Annotated in this window: 22 protein-coding genes; 4 read left to right on the forward strand and 18 right to left on the reverse strand. The window is 63.8% G+C overall.

The genetic code is table 11. The features are described 5' to 3' along the window. Positions 1-73: 73 nt before the first annotated feature. Positions 74-955 carry a YPDG domain-containing protein gene (locus tag H0193_RS04820; protein ID WP_181888802.1) on the reverse strand — a complete coding sequence of 294 codons (882 nt, stop codon included), beginning with the start codon at positions 953-955 and terminating at the stop codon, positions 74-76. Between the two features lie 17 nt (positions 956-972). On the opposite strand from H0193_RS04820, the gene H0193_RS04825 reads away from it, so the two are divergent. Together H0193_RS04825 and H0193_RS04830 are read left to right on the forward strand one after the other, a co-directional pair. After that, positions 973-1269 carry an acyl carrier protein gene (locus H0193_RS04825; RefSeq protein WP_181888803.1) on the forward strand — a complete coding sequence of 99 codons (297 nt, stop codon included), beginning with the start codon at positions 973-975 and terminating at the stop codon, positions 1267-1269. After that, complete coding sequence (locus tag H0193_RS04830) at positions 1266-2066, forward strand: HAD-IIA family hydrolase (protein ID WP_181888804.1); 801 nt, start codon at positions 1266-1268, stop codon at positions 2064-2066. The genes H0193_RS04825 and H0193_RS04830 overlap by 4 nt, the downstream gene beginning before the upstream one ends. A gap of 13 nt (positions 2067-2079) precedes the next feature. Here the strand turns inward: H0193_RS04830 and H0193_RS04835 are convergent, their stop codons facing one another. The 13 genes from H0193_RS04835 to H0193_RS04895 all read right to left on the reverse strand — a co-directional run bounded on the left by H0193_RS04835 (position 2080) and on the right by H0193_RS04895 (position 14044). Continuing rightward, positions 2080-2481, reverse strand: coding sequence for a hypothetical protein (locus H0193_RS04835; protein WP_181888805.1), 402 nt, complete (start codon positions 2479-2481; stop codon positions 2080-2082). After that, complete coding sequence (locus H0193_RS04840; RefSeq protein WP_181888806.1) at positions 2441-3034, reverse strand: nucleotidyltransferase domain-containing protein; 594 nt, start codon at positions 3032-3034, stop codon at positions 2441-2443. Before H0193_RS04840 ends, H0193_RS04835 begins: the two co-directional genes overlap by 41 nt. A 90-nt stretch (positions 3035-3124) precedes the next feature. Further along, a complete protein-coding gene (locus tag H0193_RS04845) occupies positions 3125-4519 on the reverse strand; it encodes an NAD-dependent succinate-semialdehyde dehydrogenase (RefSeq protein ID WP_181888807.1) in 1395 nt (464 codons plus the stop codon). Next, positions 4509-4829, reverse strand: a complete 321-nt coding sequence (locus H0193_RS04850) for a hypothetical protein (protein ID WP_181888808.1) — start codon at positions 4827-4829, stop codon at positions 4509-4511. The genes H0193_RS04845 and H0193_RS04850 overlap by 11 nt, the downstream gene beginning before the upstream one ends. 412 nt (positions 4830-5241) lie before the next feature. Then, the gene (locus tag H0193_RS04855) at positions 5242-6159 is read right to left on the reverse strand and encodes a DMT family transporter (RefSeq protein WP_181888809.1); all 918 of its coding nucleotides are present in this window, start codon (positions 6157-6159) and stop codon (positions 5242-5244) included. 54 nt (positions 6160-6213) lie between these two features. Continuing rightward, positions 6214-7056 (reverse strand): trimeric intracellular cation channel family protein, encoded by an 843-nt coding sequence (locus H0193_RS04860; protein WP_181888810.1) that lies wholly within the window; start codon positions 7054-7056, stop codon positions 6214-6216. A 41-nt stretch (positions 7057-7097) separates the two neighbouring features. Continuing rightward, complete coding sequence (locus H0193_RS04865; protein WP_181888811.1) at positions 7098-7913, reverse strand: trimeric intracellular cation channel family protein; 816 nt, start codon at positions 7911-7913, stop codon at positions 7098-7100. A gap of 158 nt (positions 7914-8071) precedes the next feature. Beyond that, positions 8072-9082, reverse strand: a complete 1011-nt coding sequence (gene uriH, locus H0193_RS04870; RefSeq protein ID WP_181888812.1) for a uridine-preferring nucleoside hydrolase UriH — start codon at positions 9080-9082, stop codon at positions 8072-8074. Further along, the gene (gene uriT / locus H0193_RS04875) at positions 9075-10517 is read right to left on the reverse strand and encodes a uridine transporter UriT (RefSeq protein ID WP_181888813.1); all 1443 of its coding nucleotides are present in this window, start codon (positions 10515-10517) and stop codon (positions 9075-9077) included. Before uriT ends, uriH begins: the two co-directional genes overlap by 8 nt. Positions 10518-10647: 130 nt before the next feature. Next, positions 10648-11445: a serine hydrolase domain-containing protein gene (locus H0193_RS04880; protein ID WP_181888814.1), complete on the reverse strand. Its 798-nt coding sequence runs from the start codon at positions 11443-11445 to the stop codon at positions 10648-10650. 30 nt (positions 11446-11475) lie between these two features. Then, positions 11476-12381: a DUF3800 domain-containing protein gene (locus tag H0193_RS04885; RefSeq protein ID WP_181888815.1), complete on the reverse strand. Its 906-nt coding sequence runs from the start codon at positions 12379-12381 to the stop codon at positions 11476-11478. A gap of 328 nt (positions 12382-12709) precedes the next feature. Next, entirely contained in the window at positions 12710-13348 is a 639-nt protein-coding gene (locus H0193_RS04890; protein ID WP_181888816.1) for a hypothetical protein, read from the reverse strand. Between the two features lie 30 nt (positions 13349-13378). Next, on the reverse strand, positions 13379-14044 hold the full coding sequence (locus H0193_RS04895; RefSeq protein WP_338026597.1) for a DUF4230 domain-containing protein: 666 nt from the start codon (positions 14042-14044) through the stop codon (positions 13379-13381). 83 nt (positions 14045-14127) lie between these two features. Here H0193_RS04895 and H0193_RS04900 point away from each other — a divergent pair, with 83 nt between their 5' ends. Continuing rightward, a complete protein-coding gene (locus H0193_RS04900; RefSeq protein WP_392398879.1) occupies positions 14128-15780 on the forward strand; it encodes an AbgT family transporter in 1653 nt (550 codons plus the stop codon). Positions 15781-15856: 76 nt separating this feature from the next. Here the strand turns inward: H0193_RS04900 and H0193_RS04905 are convergent, their stop codons facing one another. Beyond that, on the reverse strand, positions 15857-16432 hold the full coding sequence (locus H0193_RS04905) for an RloB domain-containing protein (protein WP_181888817.1): 576 nt from the start codon (positions 16430-16432) through the stop codon (positions 15857-15859). Positions 16433-16505: 73 nt separating this feature from the next. Beyond that, positions 16506-17852, reverse strand: coding sequence for an AAA family ATPase (locus tag H0193_RS04910; RefSeq protein ID WP_181888818.1), 1347 nt, complete (start codon positions 17850-17852; stop codon positions 16506-16508). A 118-nt stretch (positions 17853-17970) separates the two neighbouring features. Between H0193_RS04910 and H0193_RS04915 the strand changes: the two genes are divergently transcribed. After that, the gene (locus H0193_RS04915; RefSeq protein WP_181888819.1) at positions 17971-18774 is read left to right on the forward strand and encodes a helix-turn-helix domain-containing protein; all 804 of its coding nucleotides are present in this window, start codon (positions 17971-17973) and stop codon (positions 18772-18774) included. A gap of 89 nt (positions 18775-18863) precedes the next feature. On the opposite strand, the gene H0193_RS04920 is transcribed toward H0193_RS04915, so the two are convergent. Further along, on the reverse strand, positions 18864-19631 hold the full coding sequence (locus H0193_RS04920; protein WP_202032079.1) for an ATP-binding protein: 768 nt from the start codon (positions 19629-19631) through the stop codon (positions 18864-18866). Positions 19632-19634: 3 nt separating this feature from the next. Next, a complete protein-coding gene (gene istA, locus H0193_RS04925; RefSeq protein WP_181888820.1) occupies positions 19635-21275 on the reverse strand; it encodes an IS21 family transposase in 1641 nt (546 codons plus the stop codon). Positions 21276-21348 lie beyond the last annotated feature (73 nt).

Here is a 21348-nt window from a genome sequence, read left to right on the forward strand (position 1 = left end):
GGGGTTTGTTCACCTGCTAGCAGAACCCGAGTGAACAAATTTCCGGGGATGGCCCTGGGAGAGCCCGGGGCCCCTACATCTTGGGCAGGAACTGCTGCAGCTGTGGCCACGCGAAGGCGGCGGCGCTTACCAGCAGCGCCAGGATGCCGAAGACGAGAGCGGTCTTCTGCGCCGTGGACGACCCGTTAGAGCCGCCCTCTCCGCCCGGCGCCGGCGAGTCCTGATCCGGCTCCGCCGCCGGGGGTTCCGGAAGCTCCACACCGACACCGGAGTTGTCAATGCTGGTCCAAGTCTTGCGCTCCGACCCATCCGCAAACGTAGTGACTACCTCGAAGTTTGCGTCGCTGTAGGAGTCGGTCGGCACCGTCGCGGTGATGGTGCCCGTCTTCTGGTCGACGCTCCAGTCCCACCCCTCGCCGCCGGTGACCTTCCAACGAGCGTTCGTCGGCAGATCCAGCTGGTATTGGTTCTCCGGCGTCAAGGTCACGGTCTGGCCGGGGTTGGCGGTGACGCGGGCGTCGTAAAGCGGGTTGTAGTAGAACGCGTCGTCGGAGGTCAGCGTGACCTTCTGCGAATACAGCTCATTCGACCCGTCCGGGAACAAAACGCGGACCGAAAAGTCGATGACGTTTTCGCCGGGCTGCGGGGGTGTTTCCCTGGTGTAGTTGTTCAGCCTGACGCCGAGCGGCTTGTCCACAAATTCGGTTTCCCCGTTGAACAGCTGCGCCTTCTTCCGCAGCGTGTCCTCGCCGGTCTGCTTCCACTTCGTCCCCTCCGGCACACCGAGAAGCTCGTATTCGACGGTCTCCGAATACCCGTCCCCCGGCTTCACAGCCGCGTGCCGCGGCGCCGGATCGAAGTGCGGCGAATACTCGTCGGACATCGCGGCGGAGGCGGCGGGCGCGAGCAGGCCGGCGGCGACGACGACCACGGCCGGAAGTGCGAAGCGTTGCATGCGCTTATCATAACGGCATGGAACTTTCGCAGCGGTTGGACCTGAGCAACCTCGACCTCGCCGACGACACGGACGCCCAAGAGCAGGCGGAGGCGCGAGGCACGTTCGCGCGCATCGCGGAGCTCGTGGAGGACGTCTCCGGTGTGGACATTGAGCCCGGGACGAGGTTGGACGGGAGCGGGGTTTCGTCGTTAAGCCGCATTGAGCTCGCGGTTCGCATCGAGGAAGCATTTGGAGTGCCTATCGACGAGCACGTGTACGCCCAATGCACCACCGCCCAGGACCTCGCCGACTATGTGGAGGAGCACCAATGATTTCGTATCTGACCGACATGGACGGCGTGCTGCACCGCGAGGGTGAGATCATCCCCGGCGCCAAGGAGTTCATCGGCGCGCTGCGCAGCGAAGACATCGACTTTATGGTGCTGACCAACAACTCGATCCAGACGCCGCGCGACCTGTCGGCGAAGCTTATGCGCATGGGGCTGGACATCGAGCCGGAGCGCATCTGGACCTCCGCCACCGCGACGGCGAAGTTCCTCTCGCAGCAGGCGGGCGCGGCGTCGGCGTACGTCATCGGGGAAGCTGGCTTGACGACGGCTTTGCACGAAATCGGCTGGATCCTCACCGACGCGGACCCCGACTTTGTCGTGCTGGGCGAGACGCGCACCTATTCCTTTGAGGCACTGACCACCGCGTCGAACCTGATCCGGAACGGCTCGCGGTTCATCGCCACCAACCCGGACCTCACCGGCCCGGGGCCTGCGGGCGTGGTGCCGGCGACCGGGTCCGTGGCCGCCATGATCACCGCCGTGACCGGCATGAGCCCCTACTACGTGGGCAAACCCAACCCGGTGATGATGCGCTCGGCACTGAACAACATCGGCGCGCATTCGGAGAACACGGTGATGATCGGCGACCGCATGGACACCGATGTCAAGGCCGGCCTCGAGGCGGGCATGCGCACCGTGCTCGTGCGCAGCGGTATTTCCGACGACTCCGAGATCGCCAAATACCCATTCCGCCCCACAGCGGTGCTGGACTCCGTGGCGGACCTGGTGGAGCGCATCCGCGACCCGTTCGGCGACGGGTGCTACACGGACGGCGAGTAGCCGGGGCAGTTGCCTACGGGGCGAGCTGCCTCGCCCTTTCGACGAGCTGCCTCGCCAGCCGCGACGTCTGCTTGACCTGAACGTCGCTGAGCCCAACGTCGCTGTAGTTCGCCACCGTTTTGTTTTGCAGCACCGTGTTGAGCGCCTTCGCTGCGTCTTTTTCTCCAGCCAACTCGAGCATCCGCACCGCCTCGAGGTGATCAGCGGAACGGTTGTATTCACCGGTCAGCGCTCCGCAGATCACGTCCCCAGCGCCGATCGCTGCGTTGATGTAGCTCGAGATCACAGCGTTCGCTCCGAACTCGCCTTCGGCGAACTGCGCCAACTCCAGATGCTCTTCTACGCGGAGCATTCGCTTGCGCAAGACAGCGTTGTTAGCTTGCGCGGTCTTCCCCTTGCCCGCTCGTGGTGCCACGAATCCCCCTCAGAATCCCCCGAATTTCTCGCGGGTCACCGTATATGGTTTTGCCCTCGCCCGCTATGTTGTCGAGGATCGCGCCCGGGTTTTCCTGGCCGCGCGTCCACACGACAACATCGGCGGGCACCCCTGTCCAGGCTTCTACCTGCCGGGATAGCTCATAGGCTACGCTTTCCGCCTGCACCGCCGCGGACTCGTTGTCCACCAAAATGAGCAAATCAATGTCGCTGGAATCCCCCATCTCGCCCCGCGCAGCCGATCCGAAAAGTACGCACCCCGCCACGCTCACAGGCCAAGTATCCAGGGACTGCGCGATGCGGGAGTACAGCTCCTCGGTCGCGTGAGCAATTTCCCGGATCGCGCCAGCAAGCAGGTGTTGTTGATTCAGCGAGTACCCCCTCGCCTGCCCCAGCACCCGCTCAAGAACCACCCCGCTCCGGGCGAGCCGTTCCAAGCTACGACGCACGCTGGACAGAGACGGCCCCGCCACGAGACGGTGAACCTGTTGGGCGGTGAGCTCCACCGGCGCCCGGCCGAGCGAGAGCAGCACCGCCGCATCCGCATCTGAGCAGATGGCAGTGAACGGGTTCTGAAGCTTCAGGGTGTCAATATTGACACGCTCGTTTCATTTTTGAAACAGCTACACCGCCGAGTCGGAGCCCGCGACGTAGTAGCGCTGGTGGTTGACAAACTCGTCCATGCCCAGCGGGCCGAGCTCGCGGCCCAGGCCGGACGCCTTCACGCCGCCGAACGGCAGCTCGGCGCCGCGGGCCTGCGGGATGTTCACGTGGATCATGCCGGTGTCGATCTTCGCGGCGACCTTCTTGGCGCGCTCGGCGTCCTCGGACATCACGGCGCCGCCGAGGCCGTAGCGGGAATCGTTGGCCAGCTCGATCGCTTCCTCCTCGGAGGACACCTTGTACACCTCGGCCACGGGCCCGAAGAACTCCTCGTAGTAGGAGTCGGAGCCGACCGGGATGTCGGTGATCACGGCCGGGGTGATGTAGGCGCCCTTGCCGGTGACCTCGCCGCCGACGCGCAGGTTCGCGCCGTCCTCCACGGCCAGGCGCAGCTGCTGCGCGAGTAGCTCCGCGGCGTCGCGGGAGGACAGCGGGTAGAACTCGTTGCCGTCGCCGGGGTTGAGCGGGTCGCCCTCGCTATACGACGACGCAAGGTCCACCAACGCCTGCACAAACTCGTCGTAAATGTCCTCCATGACGATCATGCGCTTGTTCGACGTGCAGGCCTGGCCCACGTTGCCGATGCGCTTGTTCCACGCGGTCTCCGCGGCGGCCTTGACATCGGAAGCATCCAGCACGACGTACGCGTCGGTGCCGCCGAGCTCGAGCACGCACTTCTTCAGCGCCTGGCCGGCCTGGGAGGCGATGGTGCGGCCGGCGCGCTCGGAGCCGGTCAGGGACACGCCCTGGACGCGGTCGTCGTTGATCAGCGTGGAGACCTGCGAGTGCTTGGCGTACAGGTTCGTGTACAGGCCCTTCGGCGCGCCCGCCTCGTCGAAGATCTTGGCAATCGCGGCGGCGGAGCGGGGGCAGATCTCGGCGTGCTTGACCATCACCACGTTGCCGGCCATCAGCGCCGGCGCTGCGAAGCGTGCGACCTGGTAGTACGGGAAGTTCCACGGCATGATGCCCAGGATCACGCCGAGCGGGACCTTGCGCATCACGGAGGTGCCGCCGCGCTGGTTCGGGATCTCCTCGTCGGCGCCGAACTCAGCGCCGTTGTCGGCGTAGTAGTTAAAGATCTCGACGACGTCGTTGATCTCGCCGTCGCCCTCCTTGACCGACTTGCCCATCTCTTCAGCGATGATGCGGGTCAGCTCGGCGCGTTGCTCGTCGAAAAGCTTCGCAACCTTGCGCAGCACCTCGGCGCGCTCGGAGAAGCTCTTCTCGCGCCACTGCTTGAACGTGTCGTTTGCGGTGGTCAGCGCGGTCTCGAGCGCGTCGTCGGTGATGAAGTCGAAGGACTCGACGATCTCGTTGTTCTTCGGGTTTTGTACGCGGTATTTAGTAGACATGCGGCCCATCGTAGGAGCGTGGCGTGAGGCTCGCCACAAAATTTTTCTCCCGCGAAAGGCGCTCCATGGCCTGCGCAAACGCCTCGATCTCCTCGCGCGTGGCGTAAATCGTCTCGCGGCACGAGTACGTGCGGTCCGCGCGCCGCTGCCAGCGGGTGAACCAGATTTCGCCGGGCGCGCCGTCGGGAAGCAAAAGCATCTGCTTCTCGACGCTCCGTCGCTCCCGCACCGGCATCCCCTCAACGCAGAATGTCCACGCGAGTCGGGTGCGCGGGGCGCGGCAGGTCGGTGCGGCCAGTGTTGTCGTCATTGGTGGGGACCCTTCTTGCGGGCGCCTGGTGGCGAAGGCCCGCATCGGTGGCGGCACACTCCGACCCCGGTGACTAGGCGGGATTGCCGCGGCGGGTGACTAGTCCGCGCGGCGGAGTGTGAGACGAGAGGTTCGTCTTCCCCAACGGCCTCTGATTTCTCTCGGCCGATATTGCTTCACACGAGTTGACTCGAGCAACCCTCAACCGCTGGTTGATCCCCCTATTTGCTCGAGCTTCGGTTGAGGTTGAGGGGCGGCGGGCACGCGTAGCCCGCACGTCAGGCCGCGAGCCCCTCTTGCCGCCCCGATCGCAAATGCCGATATCGGCGTTTACGCCTTCCGAGATGCGGCGACCTGGGCTTTTGCGGAGCCGTTACGGGTAAACGCCGATATCGTCGTTTAGCACCCCGCCCTACAGCAGCCGCACCGCCAGCACGCCGAGGAAGATCACCACCAGGCCGGCCAGGCGCGTCGCCGTCAGCGGGTTCTTCCGCGCGCCGAACGCCCCGCGCGCCTCCAGCGCCTGGCCTGCGGCGATGGTGCCCGCGTTGAAGGCGATCACGGTGGTAGCGGTGCCTAGCAGCGGGGACAGGGTCGCGCCCGAAATCACAAAGGTCGCGCCGACTAGGCCGCCGACCCACATCCACCACGGCCCCGGCTCCGGACGCCGCACGAGCTGCCGAGGGCTGGTCACCAGCACCGCCACCAGCAGCAACAGGGCGCCGACCGCCAGGTTGATCTCGCCGGCGTGCAGCGAAGACCCGGCGATGGTGCCCAGGTAGCCGTTCACCGCGGTCTGCACCGCGGACCCCACGCCGACCAGCACGCCGAGCGCGCGGAACAGCCAGAGTTCGAGGCCGGCGGCGTCGCCGTCGATAGGCGGCCGCTTGCCCGCACGCAGCACCACGACGATGCCGGCCAGCACCACCAACGCCCCCGCCACGCGCAACCACGTCACCGGCAGCACGGGCGCGCCGAACAGGCCGAAGCGGTCGATGCACATGCCCATCACCACCTGCCCCAGAATCGGCAGAACCACGGTCTGCACCGCCCCGAGACGCGGGAACAGCAGGATGTTGCCCAGCACGAAGCACACGCCCATTGCGCCGCCGAGCCAGACCCACCAGGGCGCGCTCACGCCGTCGTCAAACTGCGGCATCGGGTTGCCCTGCAGCACCGACGTCGCGACGATGGCCACCAGCAGCGCGACCGTAAACGACACCAGCGCAGACACCACCGGCTTGTTGCCCACGCTCATGCGCAAGCGCGAGTTCGCCGCGGTCTGGATCGGAATCAGCCCGCCTACCGCGAGCGCCACAAGCAACAGCATGCGCCGATCTTCTCACGCCGAGCGCGCGGCCATTTACCTAGCCCGCAGCGGTAGCTACTTCAGCCCGTAGGCGCGGTAGAGCGCGGCGATGAACTCCTCGTGGGTGATGTCGCCGTCGACGGCGGCGAGTTCGTCGCGCACGTCCTTGCGCGTCGGCGCGGAAATCAGGGTCGGGTTGGCGTTGCGCTGCCGGTACGACACGGGCGGAAGTTTGTCGCCGACCCGGTGCTTTACCCGGGTGAAATAGCTGTCCACGGGCGCGAGCGCCTCCACCCCCGGCACCGACCAGTCCAGCCAGTACGCGGCCACACCCAGCGCGATGCCGAGCAGCGCGGAAACGGCCAGGCCCACCGACTGCCAGCCGAGGTCGTAGAAGATCTGCACGCTTATCGACGACACTATCGCCGGGACCACGTACAACTGGCGGTCAACGAGAATGTTGGGAATCTGCCCGATCATCATCTCGCGGATGACCATCCCGCCGGTGGCGGTGAGCACACCCATGAGGATGCAGCCGAACCACGTGACGTCGGCACGCAGCGCTGTGACCGTGCCGGTGACTGCCCACACGCCCACGATGACCATGTCGCCGTGGAAGCGGAACAGCTCCCACGCGCGGCCGCCGATGGACAGCGCGAACGCCACCAGCGAACCGACGAGCGCCGTGCCGATGTACCACGGGTTCTGCAGCGCGGACGCCGGGGTGGAGCCGATCAGGGCGTCGCGGATCATGCCGCCCGCCATGCCGGAGATGATGGAGATGACCATGAAGCCGACGGCGTCGAAACGCATCCGTCTGGCCACAAGCCCGCCCATCAAAGCGTTGAGGAACACGCCGATCAGATCCATCACGGCAAACGAAAAACCCACAGGGGTGAGCACGTTGTCGAAGTACATGCGCGCCATCGTAAAGGGGTTCGCGCCGGGGCGGGGCCGGTTTAGGTTTTCGCCTCCGTGCTCTCCTGCACCTCGTTTTGCAGCATCACCCGCAGCGCCTGGATCAGCTCCTCATCCGAGGCGTGCTCCAACGCGTTGCGCACCTCTTTGCCGGACTCGGCCGGGCGTCGCGAGTCGGTGTCCACGCCCAACGCCTCGCCGATCTTCTCTTCAAGCGGGCGCTCGATGCGCTTGGTCTGGAGCCCCAACAGCTTGTCGCCGCCGAAGTACACCGCCAGCGCGAACAGCGGCGCGGCGATCGCGGCGGCCAGCATGCCCTCCCACACCAGGTCAAAGCGGTTGAGCACCAACATGATCACCGACGCGATGATCGCCGGGAACACCGTCATCTTCTCGCTGGTAAACAGCGCCGGGATCTGCCGCAGCACAATGTCTCGGGCGAGCGTGCCGCCGGTTGCGGTGATCACGGCGAGCAGCACGCACGGCACCCAGCTCAGCTCGGCGTTGAGCGCCTTGATTGTGCCGCCGACCGCCCACACGCCGATGGTGACCACGTCCGCGTAGAACCGGAAGTTCTCCCAGAGCTTGCCGCGCAGGGGCGCGAAGTACGCGATCAGCCCACCGATCGTGGCGGTGATCAGGTAGCCGGGGTTGGTGAGGGCGGCGGCGGGGCCGTCGTTAAGTATGGCGTCGCGCATGAGGCCGCCGCTCAGCGACGAAATCAACGCCACAAACGCGAACCCCACAATGTCGAAGTTCATCCGCTTGGCCACAGTCCCGCCGATGGTGGCCGCCAACAACACGCCGGTGTATTCGAGGACAAAGTAGAGGTTGCCCACGTCATCAGAGAAGTCCATGGGCGCCAAGGCTAGCTTTCCGGGTGGGTCTTTAGCTGGGTGGTTGGTGTGGGGTTGCTCCACATGCCATAAACCGGCTACCTAGGACCGGTTACCAACCGAATTTTCGCAGGGTAACCGGTTCTAGGTAGCCGGTTTTACGGGGCGGGAGGCGCACCTCAGCCCAAGCGCTCGACGGCGTCGACCACGAGGTCCCAGAACCGGTCCACGTCCAGGCGCGTCGCCACCGAAGTGTTGCACGCCGGGTCTGCGGCGGACGCAGCGGCACCAGCAGCGCCCTCGCCCGGCACGCCCGACGCGAGCGCGGACAAGCCAAGCGCGCCGAACGCGCGCAGGTCCGCCACGGTCCGCCCGCGCGTCAACGTCCCCGCGAGCTCCACCGACACCGGCACGGACACGGTCTCGACCACGGACGGGTCGATGACGTACGCCACCGCGCACGGGTCGTGCACCGGCGGGTTGTCAAAGCCCTGGGCGTCCTTGTAGTTGGCACGGAACGCGTCCACAAGTGCGGCCAGGAAGTCGCCGCTCGCGGTGCCCAACCCCCGGAAACGGTCCTGCACCTCAGGAGTGGCAAGCGCCTGGTGCGTCAGGTCCAGCCCGACCATGACCACGGGCCAGTCCTCGCCGAACACGATCGCGGCGGCCTCCGGGTCGACGGCGATGTTGAACTCCGCGGACGGCGAGAAGTTGCCGGCCCCGTACGCGCCGCCCATCAGCACGACCTCGCGCACCCGCGAAACGATCCGCGGCTCCAGGCGCGCGGCCAGGGCGATGTTGGTCAGCGGCCCGGTGGGCACCAGCGTCACGGTCCCCGGTTCTTCGCGCATCAGCGTGTCGACGATCCACTGCACCGCCCCGATCTCCCCCACCGGGACAGCGGGTTCCGGCAGGTCGAAGCCGTGGATTTCCATGCCGGTGTCGCCGTGGATGTCTTCGGCGGTGATGACGTCGTTAAGCAATGGGCGCGTCACCCCGCGGTAGACGGGGAGGTCCTTGAGACCGGCGACCGTAAGCACCTGCTGCGCGTTGCGCGTGACGTGGTCGATGGTGTGGTTGCCGCCGACGGTGGTCAGGCCCAGCAGCTCGATGTCCGGGTTGCCGGCGGCGAGCAGGATGGCGACGGCGTCGTCGTGGCCGGGGTCGCAGTCCAGGATGATTTTACGCACGGGCGGCCAGGTCCTCCGCGGCGATCGTGTCCGGAACGGTCTCCGGCTTCGGGATGAGGAAGGACGCCGCGAACGCGCAGCCCAGCAGGATCGCGCCGGCGATCATGCCCGCGCGGTAGTTTCCGTCGGTGGCGGTGAACACGGCGAAGATGATGGTGAACGACAGGCCCGCGCCCAGGTTGAATGCGCCGCCGTTCAGGCCCGGCAGGTAGCCCTGATTGTGCTTCGGCGCCAGCACGACGCCGAGCGAGCCGAGCATGATGTTGCTCATGCCGGCGTACGTGATGCCGGCGAGGATGGACATGGCCAGAAGCATCGCGTGGGTGGCGTTGCCGACTACGACGGTGCCGAACAGCACGGACAGCGCCGCGCCGGCGATGCCGATCTGCAGGATGATCTTGTAGCCCACGCGGCCCGCGAGCCAGCCGGAGATCGGGCCCATGGCCAGGCCGGCCAGGGCGTACGGGGTCAGCGTCCACCAGGACACGACGCCGGCGGACATGCCCGGGCCGGCCGTCGGGTCCTGCGCGAGGTTGGGCACCAGGCCGTTCATCACGGCGAACACGCCGGTCATGGTCAGCGTGGTGGTGAGCAGCAGCGCCCAGGTTCGGCGCTGCGACAGCAGGTCGGTGGACATCAGCGGGTGCGGGCTGGCCTTCTCGGTGCGCCAGAACCACACCAGCGACGCGCCGCCGACGACCAGAAGCAGGATCACCATGAACCAGTTCGCCGCGGCCAGCTCGCCGGCCATGTTCAGGGCGGTCAGCACCAGGCCGACGCCGACAACCAGGCCGACAACGCCCTTCCAGTCCATGGGCTGGAGCTGATCGGACTTGGTCTCTTCCACGCCGTACTGCACAGCGAACACGGCGATCAGCGCGGCGGCGCCGATGACCCAGAAGAGGGAGCGGAAACCGAAGGCGTCGGTAAGCCAGCCGCCCAGAATCGCGTCGATGCCCGCGATGCCGCCGTTGACCGAGGTGAGGATGCCCACCAGGAACGCGAACTGCTTCTCCTCGCGCACCGCCTGACGCAGCATCACGGACGTCAGCGCCACGGTCGGGCCGGAAACGCCCTGGATCACGCGGCCGATGAACAGCATGGTCACGTTGGTGGCCAGCGCCGCGACGACGGAACCGATGACCGTGACGATCATCATCCACACCAGCACCTTGCGGCGCCCAATCAAGTCACCCCAGCGCGGCATGAACAGCGCAAACACAGCCGCCGCGGTGAAGAACGCCGTCTGCGTCATGCCGATCTGCGCGGTGGTGGCGTTGAGGTCCATTTCCATCGTGTGCAGCGCCGGCGCGAGCATGGAGGCGTTGAGCTGGAACGCGAAGACGGCGACCAGCAGCGCCGTCATCAGGGGCACGACCTGATTGGTCGGCAGCTTCTGCCCCGCTGCTGGTAGCGGGGTGTTTGTCGTAGTCATGCGTGCAGTTTAAAACACTGCGCGCCGCGCGCCTACACGAAAAAGGCGGCGGCTACACCCGAAATGCGGGGGCATTTTGCCTATCGACGCCCACCTCACCGGCCCCCACTCCCCCGCCGAGAATTGCCGCCTACCCCAGCGCCTCCCACAGCGCCGTGTTGGTCTCCTGCCACAACGGCTTGGCCCAGTCGCCGAACTCGCGGTCCGTCAGCACCACGCACGCCTGCCCGCCCGCGACCCACAGGTACGTCCCGGCCATGCCGAAGTGCCCGACGGTGTCCGCGGGCATGCCGTCGCCGGTCCAGTGCGGCGCCTTCTCGCCCTTGATCTCAAACCCGAGGCCCCACTGGCACGGCTTCTGCATGCCGTAACCAGGCACAACGCCGCGCAGGTCGCCGAACTGGTTAGAAAAGGCCTCGCCAAGCGTCGACGGGTCCAGAAGACGCGGCGAGAGGAGCTCGGAGGCGAACGCAGAAAGGTCGCCGACGGTGGACCTCCCGCCGTGGCCGGCCGAGCCGTAGATTTCGGTGGAGTCCATGCCGAGCGGCTCGAAGACCCCCTCGCGGGCGTAGTCCGCAAACGCGATGCCGGTGGTTTCTTCGACGTGGTCGGCCAGGATCTCGTAGCCGGCCGAGGAGTAGATGCGGCGCTCCCCCGATTCCTTCTGCGGCTCGCGGGAGTCGAACCCCACCCCGGCAGCGTGCGCGAGGAGGTGGCGGATGGTGGAGTTGGGGGGACCGGCGGCGTCGTCAAGCTCGAATGCCCCCTCCTCCACCGCGAGGAGCACGGCGTACGCGGAGAGCAGCTTGGTCACGCTCGCGAGTTCGAAGACTTTGTCTTGGTCGCCGAACGTGGCTTCCGTGTCGCCGACGAGGGCCGCCGCGACGTTGTCCACCGGCCAGTTGCTGAAAAACTTCTCGAGCTCCATGCCGCCCACCTTACGTAGAAGCTCGTTTCTTCAGCTGTTCTTCGCCCTGACAGCCGCAACACGCACCTGTTCAAGCTTCCTTCGGTTTTCCGGGGTCAGCATGCTCGGGTCGTTGATAACCGGACGCCTTGGATCCAAAATATCGGAATGAACCAAGTCTGGTATTCCCCGCTCGAACAGATGCAATTTGGATTCGTATGTAAAAGCCCCTCGTGCTGCACTGATCTGCTTGGATTCCGCTAACCATTCGTAGCGAGAATTAGGAACAAGTTGGGATTCAACAGCGCGTTTAACGAGAGCGCAAACCCAATCCGCAAACTGGATGTTGGCCGAGAGCGTGCTATCAATATGCATCGGTGGTTCAATGATTCTCCGCATTTCCTCGAAGTCAGCGGCCCTTCCCAGAATGTGGGCGTACATCTGAGGTAGGCGTTGCTTCCGAGACTTCTCATTAATCTGATCCATCATCACCATCACCGATTGGTCGGCTTTGTCGGCGTGCCGAGCGATCCGATTTAGCGCCTCGTACATTGCAGATTGTTCGCGCCTTTCGAATTCTGCTGGGCCGGTGTTGGTCTGCTTCGGTGTCCCCACTGGCTTCTCATCCACGTAATAAAAAAGGTGCCCGCCCATTCCCCTTAACGAACCGATCAAAGAGTTAAACACCCTCAGATTCTGGGGTCGCTCTTCACACACCCTCGCGTACAAGAGCGATGCACCTTTCTTCTCCCAACGCCCCGGGTCTTGGCCTTCAGGAATCTCGTTTTTGAACAATCTCTTCTTCGCTTCTGCGAAGTACGCCCCGAATACACGCGCTTTGTCCTCTGGAATGATGAACCCGCCATAGCCAAATGCTGGGCTGTCAGCGAACCTTGGATGACTAGGGGAGACAAAGGCGCCAGGTGCCCCTATCTCATCTAGATACGCAAGGAGCACGCGAAACCCCCTTCAGGCGAAGCGCCAGGACATTCGTGCATTCAATACACGAAAACCCACACTAGCGTGTGGGTTTCGGAGTTGCTGCCCGGAGGATTCTTGCGGACGCTCACCTCTGGCTCACATCTGTGAATATACGACGCGCGGGGTACAACGTCAAAGGGTTTCACGCAGAAACTCAAACCGCCCACCCGGCAATGTCGGCAGTCACGAGCCCCAAGCCGGGGACCGAGTGGCGTGCGCCCCCACCCGCAGTCCCCTAGTAAGCGATCCCTATTACGGCCCATTTTCGGCCATACTCGGGAGGGCTTACTCGGGGTTTGTGTCCTTAGAACGGCAGCGCCGGGACCCCCGGGATCATGCCCGCCGACGCCGCAAACGCCGCGCCGACGCCGAGCACCGCCAGCACCGCGGCGACGATTCCGGCGATGGCGCCCGGCGCGACCTGAGAGTTCAGGCTCGACGGGGCGGCCGGCTCGGTGCGGTTGATGTCTTTGCCGCAGTCTTGGAAGCGCTGCGCGGTGTAGGAGGCGGCGGACTTGATGTACGCGACCTCGCCGGCGCTGAACGGGGTGTCGAGGGTGGACGGCGTGCCGGTCTTCGAGCTTCCCAGGTCGTCGGCGATGACGGAGCTGGTGGTGTGCTCCTCGACGGGCCAAAGCTTCAGGTCATCAGCTTGCGTCACCGAGCCCCAGCCGTTCTCGCCGAGCCCGGCGCGCAGCTGGTCCTGTTTCTTCGCCCACAGCGCGAGCGCGTCGGCGCGGGATCCGGAGTGGTAGAGGATGTCATCGGCGTTAAGGCCGGCGGCCAGGGCAGGCACCTGGTCGGCGTTGTACTCGACGGCGCAGACGCGGGAGAAGCCCGGGTCGACAGGCGCATCGGCAGCTTCGGCGGCTCCGGCGACGGGCGGAAGTACGGCAGCAACGGCGGCGCAGGCGATAACGCCCGCGGCAAAAGTTTTACGCATGTGGAAAAAGATACCCCGCACGGCACCTCCTTACCAGCCTTTCCACAAACCCCGAGAAACCCGCACCTCGTAGTCCTCGTACTCCGTGCCGGCCACCAGCGCCGTCGCGTGCGCTCGCGCGAGCTCCTCGGCGTGCTGCCCGGCGCGGTCGAGAAGCCCGGAGGCGATGGCCTTCTCCCGCGCGTCGGCCTCGCGGTCGGCGATGAACCCGGTGACGTCTTCGACGCGGAGTTGGTTGATGGGGTTCATGGTTTGGTCGTAAACCTTGACGCTGTCGGCGTCGATGTGGGATTCCAGAACCTCCACCTCAGGCAGTTGCACGTTGACTTCCCCGTCGGCCAGGTGGACGTCGATAAGCGAGGCGTCCTTGATGCCCGCGGTGACGCGCCCGTCGTACGTAACCAGGAGATTCCGTCCGGTAAACGGCACGCGCACCCCGAGCACCTCGAGGCCTTCCTGGTCGAATTTGCCCACGTCGGAGAAGACGTATTCCTCCACAGAAAGCTCGGCAATATCGCCTAACGACGCCCCAATGGTCGTCGACGTCACCTCCCCCTCTTTCCAATTGAGCAGCGCCGGGCGGGTCAGCGCCAAGACGAGCGCCACGATGGCGACCACGGCTATGACCGAGGCCAGCGCACCGAAGCAGCCGGTTGGCCGGGTATCGCGCGGGGAAATCTGCAATTTCGTGCTCACTTCGTTTACCTTACTTCGTCGAGAAAATGTAAGGTGGCTCTCACCTTTTCACGACGAATTATCGCCGACCAGGAAGACCCACCATGACTGGATCAACCAAAGTAGAAAAAGGCCTGGAAGATCGCCCGGCCCCGGAGCACAACGCGGACCGCAAGGACAACAACCAGCAACAGGAGGGCATGTCCGGCTTCCTGGGCTGGATTGAAAAAGTCGGCAACAAGCTGCCGGACCCATTCTGGCTGTTTGTGATCCTCGCCGGCGTGGTGGCGGTGTCCTCCTGGCTGGCCAGCAAGGCGGGCCTGTCCGCGATCGACCCGGCCTCGGGCGAGGAAATCCACGTCGAATCGCTGCTCACCGGCGAGAACATCTCGCGCATGGTCACGGACGCGGTGGAGAACTTCATCGCCTTCCCGCCGCTGGGCGTGATCCTGGCGGTGATGCTGGGTGTGGCCGTGGCGGAGCAGACGGGCCTGCTCGCGGCGATGGTCCGCGCGATGGTGGACAAGGTCAGCCCGAAGATGCTCACGTTCATGGTCGCGCTCGCTGGCGTGACGGGTTCGGTGGCCTCGGACGCCATCTACGTGATCATCATCCCGCTGGGCGCGATGGCCTTCCACGCGGTGGGCCGCTCGCCGGTGGTGGGTGCGATGGTGGCGTTCGCGGCGTCGTCGGCAGGCTTTAATTCCTCGCTGATTTTGAACATCACCGACCTGCTGCTGGCCGGCATCTCCACCTCCGCCGCGCAGCTTGTCGACGAAGCCTACGAAGTTTCCCCGCTCGCCAACATCTACTTTGTCATCCCCTCCGCGGTGGTGCTGTCGCTGATCATCACGGCGGTGACGGAGCTGTTCGTGGACAAGAAGGCCGAGAACCTTGTCGACCACGACCACATCGACGAGGACGAACTCCAACTCGACGAGTCCAACCAGCCCGACGACTCCCACCTCACCGACGACGATGACCTGTCGCTCACCCCTCTCGAGCGCAAGGGCCTGTCCTGGGCCGGCATCACCCTCGTCCTCAGCCTGGTGGCCTACTTCGCCCTGCTTTTCATCCCGGGCTCCCCGTTCGCGCGGCCCGAGGAGGGCTTCATGGAGTCGCCTTTGATCCGCGCGATCGCCGTGCCGATCACCGCGATCTTCTTCGTCACCGGCCTGGTCTACGGCCTGATCGTGGGCACGATTAAGGAGGCCGCGGACATCCCGAAGTTCATGGCGAAGGGCCTGGAATCCCTCCTGCCGATCCTGGTGCTGTTCTTCGCCGTTTCCCAGTTCCTGGCGTGGTTCCAGTGGTCCAACCTGGGCCCCTGGACCGCGATCAAGGGCTCTGAGCTGCTGCAGTCCTGGGACCTGCCGAACGTGATCCTCTTCGCCGCGTTCGTGCTGATGGTCACGCTGATCAACCTGTTCATCACCTCCGGCTCCGCGCAGTGGGCGCTGATGGCGCCGGTGGTCGTGCCGATGATGATGTACGTGGACGTCTCCCCCGAGGTCACCCAGATGCTCTACCGCATCGGCGATTCCCCCTCCAACATCATCACCCCGATGTCGCCCTACTTCGCCCTGGCGCTGACGTTCCTGCAGAAGTACTACAAGAAGGCCGGCGTGGGCACCCTGATGTCGCTATCGCTGCCGTACGCGGTGTCCATGTTGGTGGGCTGGTTCGTCTTCTTCATGATCTGGTACGCCCTGGGCATCCCGCTCGGCCCCGGCGCGCCGATGGGCTACCAGGTGTAGCTCGGGGGCGGCGAAGGCCCGGTTGCGTCCGCGCAGCCGGGCCCTTTGCTTCTCGACGAGCCTCCGGCTAGACCCGTCACCTGCCATAGAGCGACGCGATGATTCGCTCCGCAAGAAGGTGCACGGTGGTCGAGGCAGTATGCCGACCGACGTGCTCGTCGAAATCCCTTAACGAATCAAGTGGCTCCCGAACTTTCGCCTCAGCGCGTGCTATGGCACACCGGACATCGTCCACGGTGAAGTTTGGTTGAACGGTCTTGGCATACGACGGCCAGTGCTGCATCAAGCTGTCCAGGACATCCTTCTGCGTGCTTGCGCCCTTTGCGTCGGCGAAGTGGAGCAGGAGCCAGTACTCGAACTGCGGAACGCTAAAACCTACTCCGCGGTCCTTGCGTTCGGCAGCCCATTCAAAAACTGCCTGGAGTTGCTGGTCCGTCGCGTCGTCTTCATCGAGGACCACCCAAGCTTGGTCACCGGGACGTAAGTCGCCGTCGCGCTTAAGGTTGGCCAGCCAATCGTCTGCAGTCTTGAGTAGCGCAGGCGGGTGGGGATGCACACCTCTACGCGCTTCCACCTTCACGGATTTGTCCCGAAAGCACTCCATTTCGAAGTAGTTCTTCTCCGTGGTGCCTTCAGTGACGATGAGAAACACATCTTTTACCGGGCGGGTATTGGCCCTTTTGCTCTTACCCCCGAACTTTCTCTGACGAGAAGAGCGCACCCGCCTATTCGACATTGCTGAACTCCAGCGGCTTTATCGACGGCACACCACCGAACCTGCCTCGCAGGTAGCTCTTTCGAAGGTCCGTCGTCTTCCGCGGCCCCTCGAAATCCGATAGAACGCTCGTTTGGGTTTGTCCTGATCGACCCTTCTCAATGACCCAAATCTCATCTCTCCGCAGCGTTTCGGGGTCCATGAGCAAAAGGTCGTGGGTGGTGAAGATCAGCTGTGCACGGGAATCCGCGGAGGAATTCGCCAGGAATCCTCCTATCAGCGCGCGAGAGAGTTCAGTGTGGAAGCTGCGGTCGAACTCATCAACGACCAAGACAGCTTCAAAACCCGGGGCTGCCAGCCGGGAGAACAGCCCAAGCAGCCTCGTCGCAGAACGGGTCCCGTCCGACTCGTCCCACCAGCGCAGGCCGTAGCTTTCGCCTTCCTCAGCTGAATGGAGGAGGGCAATTCGTTCCGCTTCAATCTCATCGTCTTTGAGCCGTAGCGTGAAGCGCCCCGAAGGTAATTCCACATCCATCGGATAATCCGGGTTGCTTCGCAGCTCTTGCTCCATCTCTAGTGCATCTTCGGCGCCCAACCCCAGAGCAGACAGTTCCACGTGCTCGGTTTCAATACCGGTAATTCCGGCGTCGATCTGGGAGACCAAGTTCTCCCATCCGTCGGGCTGGGACTGCAATTGGCCGAGATCCAGAAGTCCTGCCGGAATCACAAGGACCGTTTCGATGAATGCACGGACGACGCCGAATGCATCCAGCTTGAGCGAATCTGGGAACCGCGAAAGGTTCGTCTCGCTGGCAAAGGAGGCAAGAGGGACCTTGGGTGGAACAGACTCGAGCAGGACTCGTGCTTGCGCAACCTCGGTGGGGAAACGCTCCGACTTCTCCTCCAGCAGCGGGAAGCTGAACGAATCACCCACGCGCTCAAACACGTCAATTTCATCTTTGGACAGGTACTTCGTCAGCCGCTCCTCCACAACGCTCCTCGCGTCGAAGGCCAGCACGTACTCGTAGACTATGTCGTCGACGGAGAACAACACCTCAAAGTTCGTTGGCTCGAGCGCTGCCTCTGGGCGAAGGGCGAACGGATCAAACGGCATCGGATCTGAAGGGCGCGGTGGATCTATCAGCATTCGCTGCAGCGCGGTCAGCGCCATGACGAACGTGGACTTGCCCGCCGCGTTCGCACCAAACAGCGCTGCTACGGGATTAACCCGCTTCTTGTAACGACGAGAAAGCTCGGGGCACCGCTCACGATGAATCTGTTCCCTGGTTGCGACCATGTTTATCGACGCAGGCTCGTACACCGAGCGGTAGTTCGCAATCGTGAGATCCAGCAGCATAGGCACCCCTTCCAAAAATTCGCCTATGATTCAAGTTTCTTGCATCATAAGCGAAATTCCGAGCTATTGTGAGCCAAGCACCCCCATTGCCAAGAACAGCGGACCGAGGGCGATGACATTGACTTCACAATCTCACGAGCGAGCGGAAACTAACTCCGCCCGCATCCCGCCTTCCCGCATTACGGTCGCCCGACTGCGCCGAGGCCTCACCAAAGCAGAGCTGGCGGCGAATCTCGACATCGCTCCGGCAACGCTTTCTCGCTGGGAGAACGAAGGGCCACCGCCTTCCAACACTGAGTCCATCCTCGAGCGCCTCGAAACAGCACTCGGGTTCTCCGCCGGATACTTCCTCTCCCCAGAACTTGAAGTTCCTTCAATGGATTCCACCCTGTTTCGGGCTGGCAGCCGCGCGACTCTACGGCAGAAGAGCGTCGCAGTCGCATCCGGGGCAAACGCCCGCACGCTCTTGGCGTGGCTTCGCCGCAACTTCAACTTCCCAGAACCCAACCTCCCGGACTTGTCTGGGTTCACTCCTGCGGAGGCGGCCCGTCACGCGCGCACGATCTGGCAGCTGGGCGATAAGCCAGTTCCAAACTCAGTCCAACTCGCCGAGTCGCTCGGCATCGCCGTCATGGGCCTTCCACCCACGGCCTCCGCTGTTGACGCATTTTCCATGTGGGACGGCGAGCAGCCGTTCATCTTCCTAGCCCGGCGCCGCACGCCCGAAGGCGCCCGCTTCGATCTCGCACACGAGTTGGGCCACCTGCTACTCCACAGCAGCGACGATCCACGCAGCGGAAAACGCGAGGAGGACGAGGCCAACCAGTTCGCCGCCGACTTCCTTATCCCGCCCGGCATAGTTCACGCAAACCTTCGCCTGCACGCGAGCCTCGAAGACATCCTCCGGCTCAAGTCTGTTTAGACCACGTGTTTAGTAACGGTGTGGTGAGTTTCGGGTAACGCCCGGGTGAGTATCGAGTAACACCCGGGCGTTTAGGTTGGTAGCGGGGGTTATTGGGTCAGTCGCATGTTGGTGCCTTCGAGTGTGATGATTTCGGCGCCGGCGACGAGTCGGTTGAGGATGGATTCGGCGATGACGGCATCGGGGATGGATTTGTACCACTCGTCGGGTGTGAACTGGGATGTCACGATGGTGGATCCGCGGGGTTCGCGCTCTGCGAGGATGTTGAGCAGTTGGTGTGCGGTGACGGCATCGATTGGGGTGGTCAGGAAGTCGTCGAGGACTAACACGTCTGTGTGGTGGAGGTCTTCGAGGAATGTGATGCGGGCTGGGTCGTCGTGTTTGAGCACGGCGAGGTGGTTGGCAAGTGTGTCGGTGCGGAAGAAGCGTGCGGAGTAGTCGTTTCGGCACGCCGCGGTGAGTAGTGCTTGGGCGAGGTAGGTTTTGCCGACGGAGGATTTGCCCAGGATGACAATGTTTTGTGCGCTTTGGCACCATTGGCAGTGAGCGAGTCGGGTGATTTGCTCTTTGTTGATGGTGCGGCCGGGCGTGTAGGTGATGTCTTCGATACAAGCATCGGGATTTGGCGATCGGGATGCTTTGAGCAGTTTGTTGACTCGCCTCTCACGCTTGGCCGCTACCTCTTTATCGAGTGCGTAGAGCACTTTGTCGGAGAAGCTCCAGTCGTCGAATGCGGGATCGGCGGCGATGTCGATGACGCTTTGTCCGAAGGCGGTCATGCGTAGATCGGTAAAGATCGGCAGGACTGATTCGTCGAGGAAGCGGGCGGATGATGATGCTGGTTGCGGGTGGGGCATGGGTTATGCAGATCCTTTCTTGGTGAGGTTTTCGAGGCTGAACTGGGCAGCACCACCGAGGTAGGCGCCGCGGGTGTCACGCGCTGACGGGGCAGGCGCACCGTCAGCGGGTCGGCCGGTTATTTGATCGATGGGCAGGTCAGCACTTGTAGGTCGTGTGGAGGTGTCTTTGCGCACGGCGGCCATCATTTTTTTCCCCGCGGTATACGACACAGCACGCCTGGCGCCGTCGGTGGACACCAACCGCCTGCAGGCATCTTCGAGGATTGGCTTGTTGGCGTGTTTGCCCATGTTGAGCACGTTGCGGCACGCTTGGTACGCCTGGGCAGGGATCGCTTTAGCTTCGATGAGCTCGGCAATCACCTGGCGTGTGGCCGGCCCGATCTTGGAGGCTTCGCGCAGGAAGTACTCACTTGTCCACAACCCACGGGTATCACCCAGGTTTGCAGTTATGTGGTCGGTGTCGGTGACATACACCCCGCGGGCACGCGCGAGTTGGTGTCGGGCCACACGCTGCCCGGCGTCGAAGACGGCGAGACTGTCACCGGTGATGCGCACATCCACGGTGCGGCCCACCAGCTGGTTGGGCACCGAGTAATGCGCGTTGTGCACTCTGATGTGGAAATTGGGTGCGACTTTGGCGCGTTTCCATTCGGTGCGCTGCCACGGTGGTGCAGGCAGCGCGGTGAGCACGTCGCGTTCGAACTGATCAAACAATGCGCGTCTGCTCGTCGCATTGCCGCGAAACGGCGTGGCAGCGTTGATCCCATCGACCAGGGCGGTGATTTTCGCGTTGAGCTCGTCTATCCCAACGCACTGGTGGCCATCGAGTGCGTGGATGACGTTTTGGGTGACGATCTTGACTGCGGCTTCGACGCTGGCCTTGTCTTTGGGTCGTTTCGCCCGAGCCGGCAATGCGGCGGTGTTGTAGTGCTCCAAAAACTCCTCGTAGGTGGAGTTGACCCGACGATTTTTGTCCGCGGCACTAATCGCGTTCGAGGCTGTCGAGGCGTTATCTGGCACGATGACCTCGGCAACCCCGCCGAAGTACTCAAACGCGCGGATATGAGCTGCAAGCCATGCGTCCTGGCGCTCATCCGCGCACGCGCAGGCGAACACCATGCCTGAATACGGCAGCGAGGCGACAAAGATACTGACCTTCGATCCTTGCCCGCCGGTGGGGTCACACAGCCGCATCTTTGTGCCTGCCCAGTCCACCTGCATCGTATGGCCTGGGGCATGGGTGATCCTGGCGGTCAGCCCAGCTGCATCAACGTGTTGGGCCACAAGCTGGCGAAACCGCTCGTAGCTGTAATACCGCTGGCCTGGGTCCGCAGGCTGTGCGGTGTAGCGGCCCCACAGTACCTGCAGGGTCACCTTGTTGCGCCCGGTGCGTGCCTTGGCGACAGCGTCGAAATCGATCGGGACGAAATCGCCCTGAGCATGGCTGCGCCCGTCGACGAACCAGTCCACCAGCTCATGATCCGCAACCCCACGAAGTTGCTCACGGGTTGTGATGTTGTGTTCCACCAGCGCATCGCGTGCTTTTTGCACCGTGGTGTGCGAGCACCGCAGACTCGAACAGATTTGGCGGACAGACCAGCCTTTGAGCACTTGATCCATTACCGCCCGGTAGTCAGTCACAATCAGACTCCTCTGGTAACGCCGCGTGCCCTGAAGTCACGCGGTCACCAGAATCCTCCCCCGGACTGTTACT

The organism is Corynebacterium haematomassiliense, assembly GCF_013978595.1.
Taxonomy (GTDB): Bacteria; Actinomycetota; Actinomycetes; order Mycobacteriales; family Mycobacteriaceae; genus Corynebacterium; species Corynebacterium lehmanniae.

Coding starts and splice junctions, on each gene's coding strand:
- H0193_RS04910 (WP_181888818.1), bottom strand. CDS start 17,852: ATGCTGCTGGATCTCACGATTGCGAACTACCGCTCGGTGTACGAGCCT.
- H0193_RS04830 (WP_181888804.1), top strand. CDS start 1,266: ATGATTTCGTATCTGACCGACATGGACGGCGTGCTGCACCGCGAGGGT.
- H0193_RS04880 (WP_181888814.1), bottom strand. CDS start 11,445: ATGGAGCTCGAGAAGTTTTTCAGCAACTGGCCGGTGGACAACGTCGCG.
- H0193_RS04820 (WP_181888802.1), bottom strand. CDS start 955: ATGCAACGCTTCGCACTTCCGGCCGTGGTCGTCGTCGCCGCCGGCCTG.
- H0193_RS04865 (WP_181888811.1), bottom strand. CDS start 7,913: ATGGACTTCTCTGATGACGTGGGCAACCTCTACTTTGTCCTCGAATAC.
- H0193_RS04920 (WP_202032079.1), bottom strand. CDS start 19,631: ATGCCCCACCCGCAACCAGCATCATCATCCGCCCGCTTCCTCGACGAA.
- H0193_RS04855 (WP_181888809.1), bottom strand. CDS start 6,159: ATGCTGTTGCTTGTGGCGCTCGCGGTAGGCGGGCTGATTCCGATCCAG.
- H0193_RS04845 (WP_181888807.1), bottom strand. CDS start 4,519: ATGTCTACTAAATACCGCGTACAAAACCCGAAGAACAACGAGATCGTC.
- H0193_RS04900 (WP_392398879.1), top strand. CDS start 14,128: ATGACTGGATCAACCAAAGTAGAAAAAGGCCTGGAAGATCGCCCGGCC.
- H0193_RS04850 (WP_181888808.1), bottom strand. CDS start 4,829: ATGACGACAACACTGGCCGCACCGACCTGCCGCGCCCCGCGCACCCGA.
- H0193_RS04860 (WP_181888810.1), bottom strand. CDS start 7,056: ATGTACTTCGACAACGTGCTCACCCCTGTGGGTTTTTCGTTTGCCGTG.
- H0193_RS04890 (WP_181888816.1), bottom strand. CDS start 13,348: ATGCGTAAAACTTTTGCCGCGGGCGTTATCGCCTGCGCCGCCGTTGCT.
- uriT (WP_181888813.1), bottom strand. CDS start 10,517: ATGACTACGACAAACACCCCGCTACCAGCAGCGGGGCAGAAGCTGCCG.
- H0193_RS04825 (WP_181888803.1), top strand. CDS start 973: ATGGAACTTTCGCAGCGGTTGGACCTGAGCAACCTCGACCTCGCCGAC.